At 65.4% G+C, this 16,537-nt stretch carries 14 protein-coding genes; 8 read left to right on the forward strand and 6 right to left on the reverse strand.

What is annotated here, in order from left to right:
• Positions 1-16: 16 nt before the first annotated feature.
• Together QMK31_RS14820 and QMK31_RS14825 are read right to left on the reverse strand one after the other, a co-directional pair.
• On the reverse strand, positions 17-892 hold the full coding sequence (locus QMK31_RS14820; RefSeq protein ID WP_283501715.1) for a fumarylacetoacetate hydrolase family protein: 876 nt from the start codon (positions 890-892) through the stop codon (positions 17-19).
• Positions 893-946: 54 nt separating this feature from the next.
• The gene (locus tag QMK31_RS14825) at positions 947-2,485 is read right to left on the reverse strand and encodes a DNA-3-methyladenine glycosylase 2 family protein (protein ID WP_283501716.1); all 1,539 of its coding nucleotides are present in this window, start codon (positions 2,483-2,485) and stop codon (positions 947-949) included.
• A gap of 74 nt (positions 2,486-2,559) precedes the next feature.
• Between QMK31_RS14825 and QMK31_RS14830 the strand changes: the two genes are divergently transcribed.
• Both QMK31_RS14830 and QMK31_RS14835 read left to right on the forward strand, forming a co-directional pair.
• Positions 2,560-3,951 (forward strand): FAD-binding oxidoreductase, encoded by a 1,392-nt coding sequence (locus tag QMK31_RS14830; RefSeq protein ID WP_283501717.1) that lies wholly within the window; start codon positions 2,560-2,562, stop codon positions 3,949-3,951.
• A 221-nt stretch (positions 3,952-4,172) separates the two neighbouring features.
• Positions 4,173-4,544 (forward strand): FKBP-type peptidyl-prolyl cis-trans isomerase, encoded by a 372-nt coding sequence (locus QMK31_RS14835; RefSeq protein WP_283501718.1) that lies wholly within the window; start codon positions 4,173-4,175, stop codon positions 4,542-4,544.
• Positions 4,545-4,698: 154 nt separating this feature from the next.
• Here the strand turns inward: QMK31_RS14835 and QMK31_RS14840 are convergent, their stop codons facing one another.
• Positions 4,699-5,142, reverse strand: a complete 444-nt coding sequence (locus QMK31_RS14840) for a pyridoxamine 5'-phosphate oxidase family protein (RefSeq protein ID WP_283501719.1) — start codon at positions 5,140-5,142, stop codon at positions 4,699-4,701.
• Positions 5,143-5,364: 222 nt separating this feature from the next.
• Here QMK31_RS14840 and QMK31_RS14845 point away from each other — a divergent pair, with 222 nt between their 5' ends.
• On the forward strand, positions 5,365-7,116 hold the full coding sequence (locus tag QMK31_RS14845; protein WP_283501720.1) for a BCCT family transporter: 1,752 nt from the start codon (positions 5,365-5,367) through the stop codon (positions 7,114-7,116).
• A gap of 23 nt (positions 7,117-7,139) precedes the next feature.
• Here the strand turns inward: QMK31_RS14845 and QMK31_RS14850 are convergent, their stop codons facing one another.
• Both QMK31_RS14850 and QMK31_RS14855 read right to left on the reverse strand, forming a co-directional pair.
• Positions 7,140-7,406: a protealysin inhibitor emfourin gene (locus QMK31_RS14850; RefSeq protein ID WP_283501721.1), complete on the reverse strand. Its 267-nt coding sequence runs from the start codon at positions 7,404-7,406 to the stop codon at positions 7,140-7,142.
• A 9-nt stretch (positions 7,407-7,415) separates the two neighbouring features.
• A complete protein-coding gene (locus tag QMK31_RS14855; protein ID WP_283501722.1) occupies positions 7,416-8,510 on the reverse strand; it encodes a M4 family metallopeptidase in 1,095 nt (364 codons plus the stop codon).
• A gap of 69 nt (positions 8,511-8,579) precedes the next feature.
• Between QMK31_RS14855 and QMK31_RS14860 the strand changes: the two genes are divergently transcribed.
• The 3 genes from QMK31_RS14860 (at position 8,580) to QMK31_RS14870 (ending at position 13,697) form a co-directional block, all read left to right on the forward strand.
• The gene (locus QMK31_RS14860) at positions 8,580-9,467 is read left to right on the forward strand and encodes an LLM class flavin-dependent oxidoreductase (RefSeq protein ID WP_283501723.1); all 888 of its coding nucleotides are present in this window, start codon (positions 8,580-8,582) and stop codon (positions 9,465-9,467) included.
• Between the two features lie 59 nt (positions 9,468-9,526).
• On the forward strand, positions 9,527-10,642 hold the full coding sequence (locus tag QMK31_RS14865) for an AI-2E family transporter (RefSeq protein WP_283501724.1): 1,116 nt from the start codon (positions 9,527-9,529) through the stop codon (positions 10,640-10,642).
• Positions 10,643-10,703: 61 nt separating this feature from the next.
• On the forward strand, positions 10,704-13,697 hold the full coding sequence (locus QMK31_RS14870; RefSeq protein WP_283501725.1) for an aminotransferase: 2,994 nt from the start codon (positions 10,704-10,706) through the stop codon (positions 13,695-13,697).
• Between the two features lie 32 nt (positions 13,698-13,729).
• On the opposite strand, the gene QMK31_RS14875 is transcribed toward QMK31_RS14870, so the two are convergent.
• Positions 13,730-14,062, reverse strand: a complete 333-nt coding sequence (locus tag QMK31_RS14875) for a DUF7882 family protein (protein WP_283501726.1) — start codon at positions 14,060-14,062, stop codon at positions 13,730-13,732.
• Between the two features lie 209 nt (positions 14,063-14,271).
• Between QMK31_RS14875 and rpsO the strand changes: the two genes are divergently transcribed.
• Both rpsO and QMK31_RS14885 read left to right on the forward strand, forming a co-directional pair.
• On the forward strand, positions 14,272-14,541 hold the full coding sequence (gene rpsO, locus QMK31_RS14880; protein ID WP_092112143.1) for a 30S ribosomal protein S15: 270 nt from the start codon (positions 14,272-14,274) through the stop codon (positions 14,539-14,541).
• A gap of 164 nt (positions 14,542-14,705) precedes the next feature.
• Positions 14,706-16,244 carry an amino acid permease gene (locus QMK31_RS14885; protein ID WP_283501727.1) on the forward strand — a complete coding sequence of 513 codons (1,539 nt, stop codon included), beginning with the start codon at positions 14,706-14,708 and terminating at the stop codon, positions 16,242-16,244.
• Positions 16,245-16,537: the final 293 nt, after the last annotated feature.

A 16,537-nucleotide genomic window follows, 5' to 3' on the forward strand; every position in this document is an offset into this window, starting at 1 on the left:
CGGCGAGATCTCGGGGCTAGATCTCGCGGCAGTGCGTCGTGAGCATGCCGATCTTGTCGATCGAAATGGTCACGGTGGAGCCGTCGCGCAGAAAGATCGGCGGCTTGCGGCTGTAACCGGCACCGCCAGGGCTGCCCGTGGAGATAAGGGTTCCCGGCAGCAGTGTGGAGGTTTTCGACAGGTAGGCGATGATCTCCGCGACGGTGCGCACCATATCGCCGCTCGAGGCGTCCTGCAGAATACGGCCGTCGACGTGGGTGGTCAGCCACAGGTTTTGCGGGTCGCCGATCTCATCGGCGGTGATGACGAGGGGGCCGGTCGGCGTGAAACCGTCGAATGATTTGCACCGGGACCACTGCGCCTCGGAGAACTGCAGGTCACGGGCGGTGATGTCGTTCACGACGGTGTAACCAAAGACATAGTCGAGCGCGTTGGCGACCGATACGTTACGGGCCGGACGCCCGATGATCACACCGAGTTCGGCTTCGTAGTCGACCTGGGTGGTGAGGTCACGTGGCCAGGTGATGGTCGAGCCGTGCCCGGTGAGCGAGTTGGGCCAGAGCGAGAACACCGTCGCCGCCGTTTCGAGGCGCAGACTCAGCTCGGAGGAGTGCGCGGCGTAGTTGGCGCCGATCGCGATGATCTGCGGCGGGCGCAGCACGGCGGAAGAATGTCGCAGCTCGTCGACCGGGGTAAGCGCGGCACCGTTCGAGACGGCGTCGAGGCTGACCGCGCGAATACGTTCGTACCCGGCCTCGCCCTGTTCCATCAGGTCCTGCAGGTCGCGGGGGGCATCGTCGATGACCTCGTCGAGAAACAGTGCCGCATCGTCGAAAATCACGGCCAATCGGGGAACGGAGGAACCGTCAACTCTTAAATGCGCAAATTTCACTCTTCTAGGCTAACCGTCCCGGAGTGCGGGTTGCCCTGTGGGGTGCTCCAACCCTCAGTCGGTCTGCTTGGAGGAGTCCCATGCAGGAATAGGAGGAGTGCGCACAGCACGCCAGAGGTGCATTCCGGCGTAACTGCGCCAGGGCGCCCAGTCGGCCCCTCGCGCCACGAGGATGCGTGGTTCCACCGCAAGGCCGAGCCGGCCGGCACCCTGACGCAGTGCCAGGTCGCCAGTCAGCAGAATATCGGGGCTGCCGAGCACCCGCATGGCCACGTAGCCGGCCGTCCACGGTCCGATGCCGGGCAGTGCCAAAAGGCTCCCTTGCAATTCTGCCCGGGTCTGCCCGGGGGACAGCGCCAGATCACCCGACGCCAGCGCCCGCGCAACTCGCAGAATGGTCTCGATGCGGGCGCCCGGCCCCCGTAACACCGCGCGACCGCCCTCAGCGATCTGGGCCGGGGTGGGGAACAGCAGATGCAGCTCGGGACCGGGCACCTGGTCACCGAGGGCGTTGGCCAACCTGGACAGCGCGGTGCGGGCCGCAGCGACCGACACCTGCTGGCCGATCAAGGCCCGGAACAGAGACTCCTCGGCGTCCATGCTGCCCGGCACGCGGATCCCCGGGGTCTGTGCGACCGAGACTGCCAGCGCCGGGTCAGCAGCCAGGTGGCGGTCGATCGCCTGGGCATCGGCATCCAGATCGAACAACCGGCGGATCCGACTCACCAGTGGTGCCAGGTCGGTGAGGTTTGCCAAACGGATGCTGCAGGCCAGCGCGGGGGCAGCATCCGTTCCCGACAGGGTCACCTCCACCGTGCCGGTGCCGTGCGGCAGCCGCACCGTGCGGGCGTAGCTCGTCTGTGTGGCCGTTTCGATGCCTGGCAGGGCGCGTGTGCCAAGAAAACGCATTACCCCGGCGCCGTCGAACGGTGTTCGAGCGGGCAGTTGCAGCGTGATTCTGGTTTCCGCGATGCCGGGGGAGGCCTTTTCGGGCGGGGAGCGGCGGCTGGAACGTACCTGAGACGGGGTGCGTTCGTAAACGGCGGCGACGGTGTCGTTGAATTGGCGAATACTGCCGAAGCCGGCCGCGAAGGCCACGTCGGTGATCGGAAGGTCAGTGTCCAGCAGCAGCAGGCGTGCCGTCTGGGCCCGGTGCGCCCGAGCGAGCGCGAGCGGACCGGCGCCCAATTCGGCGACCAGCACCCGGGTCAGGTGCCGCGGCGTGTAGCCGAGGCGGGCGGCGAGCCCCGGAACGCCGTCACGCTCGACGACGCCATCCGAGATGAGTCGCATCGAGCGGGCAGCGAGGTCGTCGCGCATGTTCCAGGCCGGTGAGCCTGGCACGGCATCGGGCAGGCAGCGTTTGCAGGCCCGCAACCCGGCCTCGTGGGCGGCCGCTGCGGTGAGGTAGAACGTCACGTTGCCGGGTCGGGGCGTCGTCGCCGGGCAGCTCGGCCGACAGTAGATGCCGGTCGTGTGCACGCCGGTGATGAACTGGCCGTCGAACCGGGTGTCTCGCGAGCACATGATGCGATAGCGTTCGGCGAAATCAGGGTCGGCGAGCCTGATCGCGGGGACGGAAGAAATGGTCACCCTCCGAGCCTGCCACGCGCGGCCAACGGGCGGTAGCGGAAATCAGACACGGCGCGGCTCGATAGGCTGGGACGATGAACGCACTGCTGCGCCTCCAGTCCGAACTTGGCGAAATCGTCAGCGTTGACCCCCTCGATCTTGCGGCCAATCGCACCGACAAATCCGGCTGGGTCGCCGACGGTACGCCGCTGGCTATCGTGCGCGCCACGACGGTCGATCAGGTTCAAGCCGTGCTGCGCATCGCGACCGAATTTCGGGTCAGCGTGGTCACCCGCGGCGCCGGCACCGGCCTGTCGGGCGGAGCCTGCGGCACCGACGGATCCATCGTGCTGAGCGTAGCCGGGCTGACCCGCATCCTCGAGATCAACCCAGACGACGAACTCGCCGTCGTCGAAGCTGGCGTCATCAACCAGGACCTCAACGACGCCCTCGCGCGGCAGAACCTGTGGTTCGCCCCCGACCCGGCCAGCAAGGGCATCTCCACCGTCGGTGGCAACATCGCCACGAACGCCGGCGGGTTGCTCTGCGCGAAGTACGGGGTCACCCGGGAGGCGGTGCTGGGCCTGACCGTCGTGCTCGCCGACGGTAGCCTGCTGCGCACGGGGCATCGCACCGTCAAGGGCGTCACCGGTTACGATCTGACCGCGCTGCTCACCGGCTCCGAGGGAACGCTCGGCGTCATTGTCGAGGCGACCGTGCGGTTGCGGGCGCTCACCGCGGGGACGATCGCCACAATCGGCGCGGTCTTCGACACGGTCACGGCGGCGGCCGCGGCCAGCGCGGCCATCACGGCCGCGCGCATCCGCCCCGCCGTCATGGAACTGCTCGACCCGGTCGCCCTGGGGCACGTGGCAACCTACCTCGGTCCGGAGGGATCGGCCGGGTTGCCGCTTCGCCGCGGCGCGTTCCTGCTCGTGCAGACCGACGGACCGGCGGCGATCGCCGAGGCCGAGGCTGCGCTCATCGTGCTGCGCGAAGGCGGCGGCGAAGCCACCCTCTCAACGGACGCCGCCTCCGGCGACCGCCTGCTGGCCATTCGCCGAGCCATGCACCCGGCCCTCGAACAGTTGGGCCAGGTGCTCATCGAAGACGTGTCGGTGCCCCGCTCGCGCATGGCCGAAATGTTCGATGCGATCGCCGAGATCAGCGCCCGCACCGGCATTTCCATTCCCACAGTCGCCCACGCCGGCGACGGCAACCTGCACCCGAACTTCGTGATCGCGCGCCGACCGGGTGAGACAGCGGATGCGGCGGTGCCCGACGAGATCTGGGCCGCCGCCGACGAGATGTTTCAGGCTGCCCTCGCCCTCGGCGGCACGCTGACCGGCGAACACGGTGTCGGCGTGCTCAAACGTCGTTGGCTGCGGGACGAGATCGGTGACACGAGCCTCGCCCTGCAGCGCCAGCTCAAGGCGGTCTTCGACCCGCTGGGTCTGCTGAACCCCGGCACCATGTTCGACGCCTGAGCCGCCCGACCACCTCCTGCGCGGCCAGAATGCCCCCGCACTGCAGGCAAGCAGCGGCAACAGAAACTCGCCGCCTCGGTGGTGTGGCAGTGCCGACGACTCTCCCGATGCGACGAGTTGGTGTGTACCAAGAGTGCACCCGCTGGCGATTGGGCGCAAGCATTATTTTTCGAGGTTTCGCACGGCGTGCAATCCGACGCAGAATCCGGTTGGATGGGAGGATGACTGATTTGAATTCCAAGCCCGAAATTGACTTTCCAGAGGGCGCTGCGCCCGACCAACTCGAGATCACCGATGTCGTCGTCGGTGACGGTGCCGAGGCGACCGCTGGGGCCACCGTCGACGTGCACTACCTTGGCGTCGAGTTCGCGTCCGGCGACGAGTTCGACTCGTCCTGGAACCGCGGCCAGTCGATCAACTTTCCGCTGCGCTCGCTCATCGCCGGCTGGCAGGAAGGGATCCCCGGTATGAAGGTCGGGGGTCGTCGCAAGCTCGTCGTGCCGCCGCACCTCGCCTACGGACCGGCCGGTTCCGGCCACCGGCTCTCCGGTCAGACCCTGATCTTCGTCATCGACCTGCTTGGCGTCAGCTAAACCGCGTTACTGAGAATCACCCTGGACGGGACGCGGCTGCTGCAGCCGGGTCCCGTCTGGTCTGCCACGGTCGCCGTGCGCCCGGCTAGGAACGGTGGCACTCCCGTGGGCCCAGGGTGTGGTGAGGGCGGCACTCCAGCGGTAGCGCTGTGGTTCAGGTCAGGGTCGCCGTCGGTTCCGGTCCGAGCGTGAACCGCCGCCCCGTGATCGACTCTGGCACGATCTCCACGAAGACCGGCTTGACAGTGGGAATCATCGGGCGTAACGGCAATTCTGCAGCATCATCGATCTCGCGCTGGGTGTCCAGTGCCCGAGCCGTTCCGTGCACGATGACACTCCACGCGTCGTCGCGACCCACACCATCCGTTTCGAAAGCGACCCGGTTGTTCACCGTGAGCTCGATCAATTTGGTGCCCGACGCGGTGCGAAAAAGCAGGCGTTGATCGGCGGCCACGAAGTTGACCGGAAAAATATCGGGGATGCCGCCGACGGCAACGGCGAGGCGGCCCAGACTGGCCGAGAGCAACGCATTCCAGCATTCATCCTCGCTGAGAATCTGTACGGGGACTGAAGCCGCGTTCACGTCGTCGAAAGTCATGCTCCATCGTCACATGCCGAGCCCGCCAGAGCGAGCGTGGCGGCACGATTTTCTTACGCTGACGGCAAACAGGGGCGCAAATTTGTTGCCCCTATAAGGTGGGGCACTTTCCCTGTAAGCTGGAAATTTGCCCAGCGTTGCAGCTATCTGATGGCGCAGAAGCGGTTTAGCCCGATGTGGTTGTGCCGCGCGTCGCAATCTATTCTTCATGAGAGTTCCACAGTGAGTGCACTACCCGAAGTACCGGCGGCAACGCCGGCCAGCAGTCCTCCCACATCCCGGCGTTTCGCCGTTCCGGCACCTCGAGTGTTCTACCCGGCACTCGGCATCATTCTGGCCGTCGTCGTGATCGCCATTGCCTTTCCGGTGCGCACCGGCAGCGTTCTGGCCCTGCTGCAGGGCTGGGTCGTAGCCGGCCTCGGCCCGTATTATGTCGTCATCGTCGCGGCTTTCGTCGTGTTCGCCATCTGGATGGGGCTCAGCCGTTTCGGCGATATCAAACTCGGTAAAGACGACGACGAACCCGAATTCGGCCTGACGAGCTGGTTCTCCATGCTCTTTGCTGCCGGCATGGGCATCGGCCTGGTCTTCTGGGGCGCCTCAGAACCCCTCACCTTCTTCACGAGTCCAAAGCCGGGAGTGACCGGGGACTCGGCGGACCTAGCCTCGGCGGCGATGTCGCAGACCTTTTTGCACTGGGGGTTCCACGCCTGGGCCATCTACGCCGTTGTCGGACTGGCCCTGGCCTACTCGATCCACCGCAAGGGTCGGCCGGTGTCCATCCGGTGGGCCCTTGAACCGCTCCTCGGCACGCGCCGCGTCAAGGGTCGCCTCGGTGACGTGATCGACGTGATCGCTATCGTTGGAACTCTGTTCGGTGTCGCAACCTCCCTCGGCCTCGGCGTCAAGCAGATCGCCGCCGGACTGAGTTACCTCGGCGTGGTCGGCGAGGTCACCAATACCCTGCTGGTGATCCTGATCGTCGGCATCACCATCATCGCCACGGCTTCGGTCGTCAGCGGTGTTGGCAAGGGCATCAAATGGCTCTCCAACATCAACCTCGGCATGGCCGGCCTGCTGCTTTTCTCCGTGCTTCTCCTCGGGCCCACAATGTATCTGCTGCGATTGCTCGTGCAGTCGATCGGCGGTTATTTTCAGAGCGTGGTCGGCCTTACCTTTGATACCGGAGCGTTCACTGGCCAGACCGGCCTCGACTTTCAGGGTGCCTGGACCGTCTTCTACTGGGGCTGGTGGATCTCGTGGGCACCGTTCGTGGGTGTGTTCATCGCGCGTATCTCCCGCGGCCGAACTGTTCGCCAGTTCATCGCCGGCGTGCTGCTGGTTCCGACCCTGGTCACGTTCGTCTGGTTCGCGGTCATGGGGGGAAGCGCCATCCGTCAGGCCTGGGCGGGTGACGGTGGGGGACTCTTCGACCCCGAGGTGGGTATCATCCCCGAGAATGTGCTGTTCAGCTTTCTCGGGACCCTGCCCTTCGGTGTGATCCTCTCGGTGATCGCGGTCATCGTCATCGCGATTTTCTTCATAACCTCAGCCGACTCGGGATCACTCGTTATCGACATGCTCGCCTCCGGCGGCGACACCAACCCGCCCAAGTGGAGCCGCATCATGTGGGCCGGTCTCGGCGGGCTCGTGGCCATCGCCCTGCTGCTGGCCGGCGGCCTAGCCGCACTACAGACCGGAGCGATCCTGACCGCGATTCCGGTCAGCGTCGTCATGATCGGTATGTGCATCGCCACCTACAAGGCCTTCCGCATAGAACATGAGGTTCTCGTCGCTGCTGAACGCCGTCAGCGTCGCGAGGAGATGGCTCGCCGCATCGGCAAGTCCGTCACCGCCCACCTCGAGGAGAACTTTGACGACCACTTCGGTGAGCAGGTTGACGGACACATCGAAGCGGCACTGACCGACGATCCGGCCCGTCGACCGCGCTGGGGCCGTCGCCCGAAGGACTAATCCTGCAACCGGGGGGTCGGTCGCTACATTCCGTTGGCGGCCCTGACCCGGTTGACCAGATCACGCCACGGACCGTTCACCTGTGGTTCGGCGATGACCACCTCGTGCGGGGCACACCGAATCCGATAGGCGAACCGATCGGGGGTCGCCTCACTGTCGGTGACGTCGTCCCACGGCAGAGAATTCAGAAAATCGGCCCACGTTGCCGGGTCGGGTTGCTCTTCGACCCGAACTTCCCAGGTCAGGCGGATACCCGCCATCCCGCCGCTGCGCGAGACGATGACTTTCATACCGCGATGTTACTCCGATCCCGTCAGCACCCCGACCGTCGCCCAGGCTCGCAGTACCGCGTCGTGGGCGGTCCCGCCGCTACCGTACAGTCGCGCGGCCGTTTCGGTCGTGGCCGCGGCGAAGGCCGCGAAATCACTGTCGCGGCGAAGCCCCGTGCCGGTGAGTGTGTCATACCAAATGCGGCCGGGGGTCTCCCAGGCGTTACCGCCGACGGCCTCGGCGACCAGGTAGAACGCTCGGTTTGGAATGCCCGAATTGAGGTGCACTCCGCCGTTGTCCTCCTCGGTTTCGACGTAGTCGGCCATGCTGCCCGGCTGCGGATCTTTGCCGAGTACATCGTCGTTGTACGCGGTGCCCGGCGCCTTCATCGACCGCAGGGCAACGCCCTCGACCTGGTCGGTGAACAAACCCTCGCCGATCAGCCAGCTGGCCTCGTCCGTCGACTGGGTCTGGGCGTGCTGCTCGACCAGCGCACCAAACACGTCGGAGATGGACTCGTTAAGCGCCCCCGACTGGTCTTGGTATTGAAGGTTGGCCGTGAACTGGGTGATGCCGTGGGTGAGCTCATGCCCGATCACACTGGACGAAATGGTGAATCGATTGAAGACCTGGCCGTCGCCATCGCCGAATACCATGCGCTCGCCGTCCCAGAATGCGTTGTCGTACTCCTTCCCGTAGTGCACGGTCGCGTCCATCGGCAGGCCGGCGCCGTCGATGCTGTCCCGCCCGTACTGCGTCCAAAACAGGTTCTGTGTGGCACCCAGACCGTCGTACGCCTCGTTCACGGCCGGGTCGCTGCCGGCCGGCTGACCCTCGGCACGTACCCGGCGACCGGGCAGGCGTTCCTGGCCGCCGGCATCCGAAATGGTGCGGTCAGACTGGCCGGGGGTGCGAGCCGGCAGGGTGCGGGCCCCGGAATAGGCAAAAGGATGCGTCCCGCCCCGCAACTGCCGAATCTGTGAGTCCCGCAGCAGCGAGGCTCGAGCAGCCGCTGCGGCCTGCGCGAACCGGGGATCATCGAGTTTCGCCAGGCGCACCAGCAGGTACGGCGGAACGATCGTGCAGTTCGGGTGGAGCCCGGGGCTAATTTGCGGATTGTCCATGTGCAGAGTCTGGCACCGGCCGCCGACATTGCAACAGCGAGTGTTGACGGCTCTGAATAGACTCATTCCATGCGCTTTGGAATCGTCATTCTTCCGCAGGACCCGTGGCCGGTAGCCCGCAGAAAGTGGCTGCGGGCCGAACAGTACGGCTTCGACCACGCGTTCACCTACGACCACCTGTCGTGGCGCTCGCTCGCCGACGAACCCTGGAACGCGACCATCCCCACCCTCACGGCGGCGGCGGCCGTCACCGAACGCATCAGGCTCGGCACCTTTGTCTCATCACCGAACTTTCGTCATCCGGTGCCGTTCGCCAAGGAGGTCGCCACCGCCGATGATGTGTCGAATGGGCGGTTTCTGCTTGGCATCGGGTCGGGCGGCACCGGGTTTGACGCGACGGTGCTGGGCCAGCCGGAGTGCACGCCTCGGCAGCGACACGAACGGTTCGCCGAGTTCGTCACCGACCTCGACCTGCTGCTGCGTGGTGAAGACCCGCAGACGACTACAGGGATCAGCTTCACCGGCGAGTGGTATACCGCCCGGAATGCACGCATGGTGAGACCCGCCGCCGCTATCACGCGCCAGCGGGTACCGTTCCTGATCGCCGCCAACGGGCCGAAGGGCCTCGGCCTGGTCAGCAGTTTCGGGCAGGGTTGGGTGACGACGGGCGAGGACGGCGCGGTGGGGGAGGACTGGTGGGCCGGGGTTCGCCGTCTCAGCGAACGACTCGATGACGTCGTCGGTGCTTCTGGCCGCGACCCGGCCACGATCGACCGCTACCTCTCGCTCGACAGCGGTGGAACGTATTCCCTCCAGAGCATGAACGCGTTCGAGGATTCCATCGGTCGAGCCGCCGAGATCGGCTTCACCGATGTGATCAGTCATTGGCCACGCGAGCATGGTATCTACGCCGGAGACGAATCCATCCTCGACACGGTCGCGAACGTACTGCACTGATTCGAGTGAACAGGCCGGTCGATCGGTGTTTGTGCTCGCCCGATGTCTAGGCTGGGTTCATGCGCGCACACGATGACCCCACGCCACTGGTTCCTCGCACCCCGCTGACCGATCGGCTCGGCTGGCTCGGATTGCGCAGCGGACAGATCCTGCTCGTCGTCCTGCTGGCCGCGGTGGTCATCTTCGGCCTGGTGCAGCTCAAACTCGTCGTCATTCCGGTATTGATCGCCGTCATCCTCGCCGCAGCGCTCAGCCCGGTCATCAATGGTCTGCGCAAACGCGGCGTCGCCGCGATTCTGGCCACCTGGATCACCCTGCTCGGCGGTATTGGCGTCTTCGGCGGCATCATCACCCTCATCGTTTTCGCGGTGCGCGACCAGTGGGACGAACTGTTCGCCTCCGCCTCCGAGGGCATCGACCACCTGCAGCAGTTTCTGATCGACGGCCCGATCCAGGTCGACGAAAAGCAAATCGACGACGCCCGAAACAGCGTCGTGGACTTTCTCACGAGCAGCCAGTTCGGCACCGGGGCGCTCGCCGGGGCATCCGTTGTCTTCGAACTGATCACCGGTGCCGTGCTTCTCGTGGTCATTCTGTTCTTCTTTCTCAAGGACGGCGGCCAGATCTGGAACTTCTTCCTGACGCCGTTTAAAGGCGAGCGCCTCGCCCGCGGACGCCGCATCGGCCACACCTCGCTGCGGGTGCTCGGCGGTTATGTGCGCGGCACGGCGATCGTCGCCGCTGTCGATGCGACCGCAATCGGCATCGGCCTGGCCGTACTGCAGGTGCCGCTGGCCTTGCCGCTTGCTGTCATCGTGTTCCTCGGTGCGTTCATTCCGCTGATCGGCGCCACCGCGGCCGGTGTGCTCGCCGCTCTGGTCGCCCTAGTAGCGAGCGGGCCGGGGGTGGCGCTCATCGTCATTATCATCGTGATCGCCGTCAACCAGCTCGAGGGCAACTTTCTGCAGCCAGTCGTTATGGCGCAGTCGCTCAAGCTGCACCCGCTCGTCATCCTGGTCGGCTTGACCGCCGGAACCATTCTCGGCGGCATCGTCGGTGCCGTACTTTCGGTGCCGATTGCGGCCGTCGCGTGGGCCATCGCGAAGGCCTGGAACACCCCGGATGCCCCGCACCCTCGCGCCATCCCGCCGAAGCGGCGCGTACGCAAGCGCTGAACCCCAGGCATCCGTTCAACCCTGCTCGCTGCAACGCCGCCACCCGCGTGACTGGAGATTCGTGACCGAGCACAGCCCCTTTCACCTGCCGAGGCCCCGCCTGACCCTTGAGCAGGCGACCGAGCTGGCCCGCGACCGGTTCGGCGTCACGGGCTCCATCACCGAACTCGGCAGCCAGCAGGACCGCAACTTCCGCATTGAAACGGATGCCGGCTCCGTCGTTCTCAAGGTCTCCAACCCCGCCGTCGCCACGGTCGAGCTTGAGGCCCAGAATGCGGCGCTTCAGCACCTCGTCGGCCTGGACCTCGACCTGCCCGCTGCCGTAGCCGGCATTGAGGGTAGCCGGATCGTGCGCGTCACGATCGACGGGCAGAACCTCGACCTGCGGCTGCTGACCTACGTCGATGGGCATCCGCTGACCGACTCGGCGCGCCTGTCGGTCGGGCAGATCCGCTCGCTCGGTGACGTGGCCGCTCGCATCGTTCGTGGCCTCGCCGACTTCGAGCACCCGGGAACGGACCGCTTTCTGCAGTGGGACCTGCGGCGCGGCGGCGAGGTCATCGACGCACTCCTTCCGTATGTCAACGACGAGGCACGCCGCGAGCGGCTGCGCACGGTCTCCGACACTGCCAGGCAGCGAATCGCCCTCGTTGTGGCCGACCTGCGGGTGCAGTCGATTCACGGTGACCTCACCGACGACAACGTCGTGAGCCGGGACGGTGCCGCCGGCACGATCACCGGGGTTATCGACTTCGGCGATGTGGCGCGGGGCTGGCTCGTCGCCGAACTCGCCGCGACCTGCGCCTGCGTGCTTTATCGCAGCCCACAGCATCCGCTTGCCATTCTCGACACGATCGAGGCCTTCGTCGCGCGGGTACCGCTCACCGATGCCGAGACCTCGGCCCTCTGGCCCTTGATCCTGGTGCGCGCCGCGGTGCTCGTCGTGAGCGGCGAAGCGCAGGTGCACCTCGACGGCGACAACGACTACGCCGACGCCAACCGGGCCCGTGAGTGGCTCGCCTTCGAGACGGCGGCCGCTCAGGACGGCGCTGCACTCGAAGCGCTGATCCGCTTCACGGTAGCCGAGCAAGCAGTAGCCGAGCAAGCAGTAGCCGAGCAGGTAGTGGCCGAGCAAGCCGTTGCCGACCGGTACCAGCCGATCGGGGCAACCGAGCATCCCGTTTTCGGCCAGCTCGACCCCGCAGCCCGAATCGACCTCTCGGTGACGAGCGCCGCGTTCGACGCCGGCCGCTGGCTCGAACCGGATATCGACGAGCGGGTGGCAACGGATGCCGCTGCCCACCTCGGACACGCCATCACCCGCTACGGCGAGTTTCGCCTCTCCCAGACCCGGATCGACACGGCCGACGAGTCGATCACCCTGGCCCTCGGTGTCGACGTGTACCTGCCCGTGGACAGCCCGGTCACCGCCCCGATCGATGGCACCGTCGTGGTGGTCGACGCCACCACGGTGCGGCTCGACGCGGCCGGCTACGACCTGTGGCTGACCGGCATCGACGCAGCGGCCCGGAACGGCGAGCCTGTCCAGGCCGGAGCCGTTCTGGGCCGCGCCATTGCCCTCTCCACCGCCCACTCCACTGGTTCCCGCCACGGTGTGGCCATGGCGCGGGTGGCGGTGCAGGCCAGCCGGCTGCGCGGCATCCGTCCTCCGCTTTTTGTCGCACCCACCGCGGCTGCGCTTTGGAAGCGGATCTGCCCCGATCCTTCCGCGCTCCTCGGGCTCGAGCCCACCCGGCCCGTCACCGACCCGGCGGCCCTGCTTCAGCGTCGCGACGCATCGTTTGCGCGCGTGCAGGAACACTACTATCCGGCCCCGCCGCAGATCGAACGCGGCTGGAAGCACCATCTCATCGACACCCACGGTCAGAGTTACGTCGACATGGTCAACAACGTCACGACCGTCGGCCACGGACATCCCCGCGTTGCCGAGGCCGCCCGCAGCCAGTGGTCGCTGCTCAACACCAACTCCCGATTTCACTACGAAGAACTCGTACAATTCACCGAACGCCTCGCCGAGCTGGCACCCGACCCCCTCGACACGGTCTTTCTGGTCAACAGTGGTACAGAGGCGGTTGACCTGGCCCTGCGCCTGGCCCTCAGCTATACCGGTCACGACACCGTCCTGTCCGTGCGGGAGGCCTACCACGGCTGGTCGATGGCAGCAGATGCCGTCTCCTCCTCGGTCGCCGACAACCCGCGCGCGCTCGAAACCCGCCCAGACTGGGTGCACCTGATCGAGGCGCCGAATGCGGTGCGCGGCAAATATCGGGGCATGCAGTCGGCGCCGCAGTATCTGAACGACCTCGACGGTGACCTGCAGACCCTCGCCGACGACGGACGCACGATCGCCGCGTTCATTGCCGAACCCGTGTTCGGCAATGCCGGCGGCGTGCTGCTACCCGACGGCTACCTGAATGGCGTTTACGAGCGGATGCGCGCCCGCGGCGCACTCTGCATTGCCGACGAGGTGCAGGTGAGCTACGCGCGCCTCGGCCGACACTTCTGGGGCACTGAACAGCAGAACGTGGTTCCGGACATCATCACCATCGCCAAGGCGATGGGCAACGGGCATCCGCTCGGAGCGGTCATCACCCGCCGCGATGTGGCCGAGCGCTTCGCCGATGACGGGCCGTTTTTCTCCTCCGCCGGCGGTAGCCCCCTCAGCTGCCGCATCGGCCTCACCGTGCTCGACATCATGCGTGATGAAGGCCTGCAACAAAACGCCGAGGTCGTCGGCCGACACCTCAAGCAGGGCCTGGAGCGGCTCGGCGCCCGATTCGATCTCATTGGCGCCGTCTACGGCATGGGGCTCTACCTCGGCGTCGAACTGGTCAGCGACCGGGCCGACTTCACACCCGCCACCGCCATCGCCGCGCGGCTGTGCGACGAGCTGCTGCGGCGCGGCTGCATCGTGCAGCCCACCGGAGATTTCAAGAACGTGCTCAAGATCAAGCCTCCGCTCTGTTTGAGCATTGCCAGCGCCGACCATTTTCTGCATGCTCTCGAGGGTGCCCTCGGCGAGTTGCTCACCTGAGACGTAAGACGCAACCGGGTGATGCCAGCGGGCTATCGGCGCGTCTTCGCCAGCGCGGGGGCTGACGGCTCGGGTTCGGCGATGAAGACCAAACCGCCGGCACTATTGGCCGAGAGCATGAGCGCTTCGATCCATTCGCGATTGATCGACGGGGTGCGGCTTCCGAAATATCGGTAGTAGAGCGTGCTCGTCGGGTCAAGCCAGATCGCGCTGCGACCACTGCCCTCGTCGGCGGAATCGGTCCAGGTGAAGACGAAACTCTCGCGCCTTCGCAGCTTGGTGCTGATTACGATCTGCAAGTGCATGAGAGCTCGATCGTCGAAGGTGATCACGATGCCCGGATTGCCGTAAAGCAACGTACCCATAGGTGCCCCTCCTCGCTGATTCCCCCCACTGTAGCGGTACGCGGAGGTGGGGACAGGCCGGCCATGTTGTCGCGCGTTTCGGCCCGGGTGACCGCCCCGGCCGTCCACTCTGCTAAAGTATGTAGGTTGCCGTTCAACGGCCGCGGATAAAGAGAGCTCAGGCATTTGGCCAAGGGCACCGCGCAGTGAGAGAAAGGGGATCCCACTTTATGGCACTCGAACCAGATGCTAAGAAGGCGATCATCGAAAAGTACGCTACCCACCCAGGCGACACCGGGTCCCCGGAAGTTCAGATTGCAATGCTCACGCAGCGCATTCTTGACCTCACCGAGCACCTGAAAGAGCACAAGCACGACCACCACTCACGTCGTGGCCTGCTTCTTATGGTTGGTCAGCGTCGCCGTCTGCTCGGTTACCTGTCGGACATCGACATCACTCGATACCGCACACTGATCGGCAGCCTCGGCCTGCGACGCTAATTTTCTGCACTTGATGTGCCGGAAGCAGCGCAGCGTTGACAACGCGAACTTCTTCACGACGGGCCGTCACCTTCGGGTGGCGGCCCGTCCTGTGTACCCCTTCGAACTGGGGGTAGAGCGCGCGTTAGAATATGGGTCGGCAAAACGAACGGACACCACACAGCATGAGTCTCTGGCGCACCAAGAGTATTGAAGATTCGATAGCAGACTCGCTCGAAAAGGGGCACAGCCTTAAACGCACCCTCGGCACCTGGGATCTCATGATCATGGGTGTTGCCGTGGCGGTCGGCGCTGGGATCTTCTCGGTCGGCGCCAAGGCGGCCGGCAGCTATGCCGGACCGTCGGTCACACTGGCCTTCCTGCTGGCAGCCTTCACCTGTGCTCTCGCGATCATGTGTTACGCCGAGTTCGCCTCGGCGGTTCCCGTCGCCGGTTCCGCCTACACGTTCACCTACGCCACCCTCGGCGAGTTGCTCGCCTGGATCATCGGCTGGGACCTCATCCTGGAGATGCTCACCGCGTCCGCCGTGATCGCGAAATACTGGGGCATCTACCTCAGCACGGTATTCGATCTGGCCGGCTGGAACGTTCCCTCCACCATCACCGTGTTTGGCCTGGAGGTGAGCTGGGGTGCCTTCGTCATCGTCGCCATCTTCACCGCCCTGCTCGTGCTCGGCACTCAGCTCTCCGCCCGAGTTGCGAGCGTCTTCACGATCATCAAGGTCGCCATCGTTGTTTTCGTTATCGTCGTCGGCGCGTTCTTCATTAACCCGAAGAACTACACCCCCTTCATCCCCGCGTCAGTGCCCACGACCGGCGGCGATGGTGATGTTTGGATGCAGTCCCTCTTCTCCTTCATGACCGGTGCGGCCCCGGCCCAGTACGGCCTCTTCGGGCTGCTCGCCGGTGCCTCCCTGGTCTTCTTCGCATTCATTGGATTCGATGTGGTCGCCACCAGTGCCGAAGAGGTCAAGAACCCGCAGAAGACCCTGCCACGGGGCATCTTCGCCGGTCTGGCGATCGTCACCGTGCTCTACCTCGGCGTTAGCCTGGTCCTGACCGGCATGGTGCCGTACACGGTGCTGGCCGACGACCCAGACGCCTCCCTCGCAACCGCCTTCGTTGCCGTCGGCGCCGGCTGGGCCGCGCAGGTTATCTCGATCGGAATTCTGGTCGGCCTCACGACCGTGATCATGGTGCTGCTGCTCGGCCTGTCGCGCGTACTGTTCGCGATGAGCCGCGACGGCCTGCTGCCGCGCTGGCTCAGCGTCACGAGCGAGAAGCGCCGCACCCCCGCGCGCATTCAGATTATCTCCGGTGCCGCCGTTGCGCTGATCGCCGGCCTCACCGATGTCGGTGTGCTGGAAGAAATGATCAATATCGGCACCCTGTCGGCCTTCGTGCTGGTCAGTATCGCCGTCGTCGTGCTGCGCAAGAAGCGCCCGGATCTACCGCGCGCCTTCAAAGTGCCGTTCTCACCGGTGCTGCCGATTCTGTCGGCCGTGCTCTGTAGCTGGTTGATGCTGAACCTCACAACGCTCACCTGGGTGCGATTCGCGGTCTGGCTGGTCATCGGATTTATCGTGTACTTCGCCTACGGCCGCCGCCACTCCGTGCTCGGCATCAAGCAGCGCCAAAATTTGTCTCTCGACACGGCTACGCCGAACGAGGCCAAGGAGCGGACAACGGTCGAGGGTTCATAGCCCGGGTCCACTTCGGGCTCGATTGAGCCCTGGTGCCATCCGGTCAGCCAAGAACTTCGCCCAGTGCCGGTAGTCCGTGGAGTTTCGGTAACGGCCCGACTTGATAAACGCCGGATTGTTTAGTGGCACGAAAACCGTATGGGGGAGCGAATTGCACACCCGTGCGGTAATCGCGTTGAGCGACCGGGCTTGCCGGTCGGCGATGAAACCCAGTGGTCCGGAATAGAGCGGGATACCGCGAATTGTCTGAATGGACAAGACAAAGATGGGCGCCTGGTCTGGCGTTTGCCGCT

The sequence above is a fragment of the Cryobacterium sp. PH31-O1 genome (genome assembly GCF_030063455.1).
GTDB lineage: Bacteria > Actinomycetota > Actinomycetes > Actinomycetales > Microbacteriaceae > Cryobacterium.

Bases quoted from the DNA above. Each gene is read 5' to 3' on its own strand.
- QMK31_RS14875 (WP_283501726.1), bottom strand. From the start codon at position 14,062: ATGGGTACGTTGCTTTACGGCAATCCGGGCATCGTGATCACCTTCGAC.
- rpsO (WP_092112143.1), top strand. From the start codon at position 14,272: ATGGCACTCGAACCAGATGCTAAGAAGGCGATCATCGAAAAGTACGCT.
- QMK31_RS14885 (WP_283501727.1), top strand. From the start codon at position 14,706: ATGAGTCTCTGGCGCACCAAGAGTATTGAAGATTCGATAGCAGACTCG.
- QMK31_RS14855 (WP_283501722.1), bottom strand. From the start codon at position 8,510: ATGGACAATCCGCAAATTAGCCCCGGGCTCCACCCGAACTGCACGATC.
- QMK31_RS14860 (WP_283501723.1), top strand. From the start codon at position 8,580: ATGCGCTTTGGAATCGTCATTCTTCCGCAGGACCCGTGGCCGGTAGCC.
- QMK31_RS14840 (WP_283501719.1), bottom strand. From the start codon at position 5,142: ATGACTTTCGACGACGTGAACGCGGCTTCAGTCCCCGTACAGATTCTC.
- QMK31_RS14850 (WP_283501721.1), bottom strand. From the start codon at position 7,406: ATGAAAGTCATCGTCTCGCGCAGCGGCGGGATGGCGGGTATCCGCCTG.
- QMK31_RS14830 (WP_283501717.1), top strand. From the start codon at position 2,560: ATGAACGCACTGCTGCGCCTCCAGTCCGAACTTGGCGAAATCGTCAGC.
- QMK31_RS14865 (WP_283501724.1), top strand. From the start codon at position 9,527: ATGCGCGCACACGATGACCCCACGCCACTGGTTCCTCGCACCCCGCTG.
- QMK31_RS14835 (WP_283501718.1), top strand. From the start codon at position 4,173: ATGACTGATTTGAATTCCAAGCCCGAAATTGACTTTCCAGAGGGCGCT.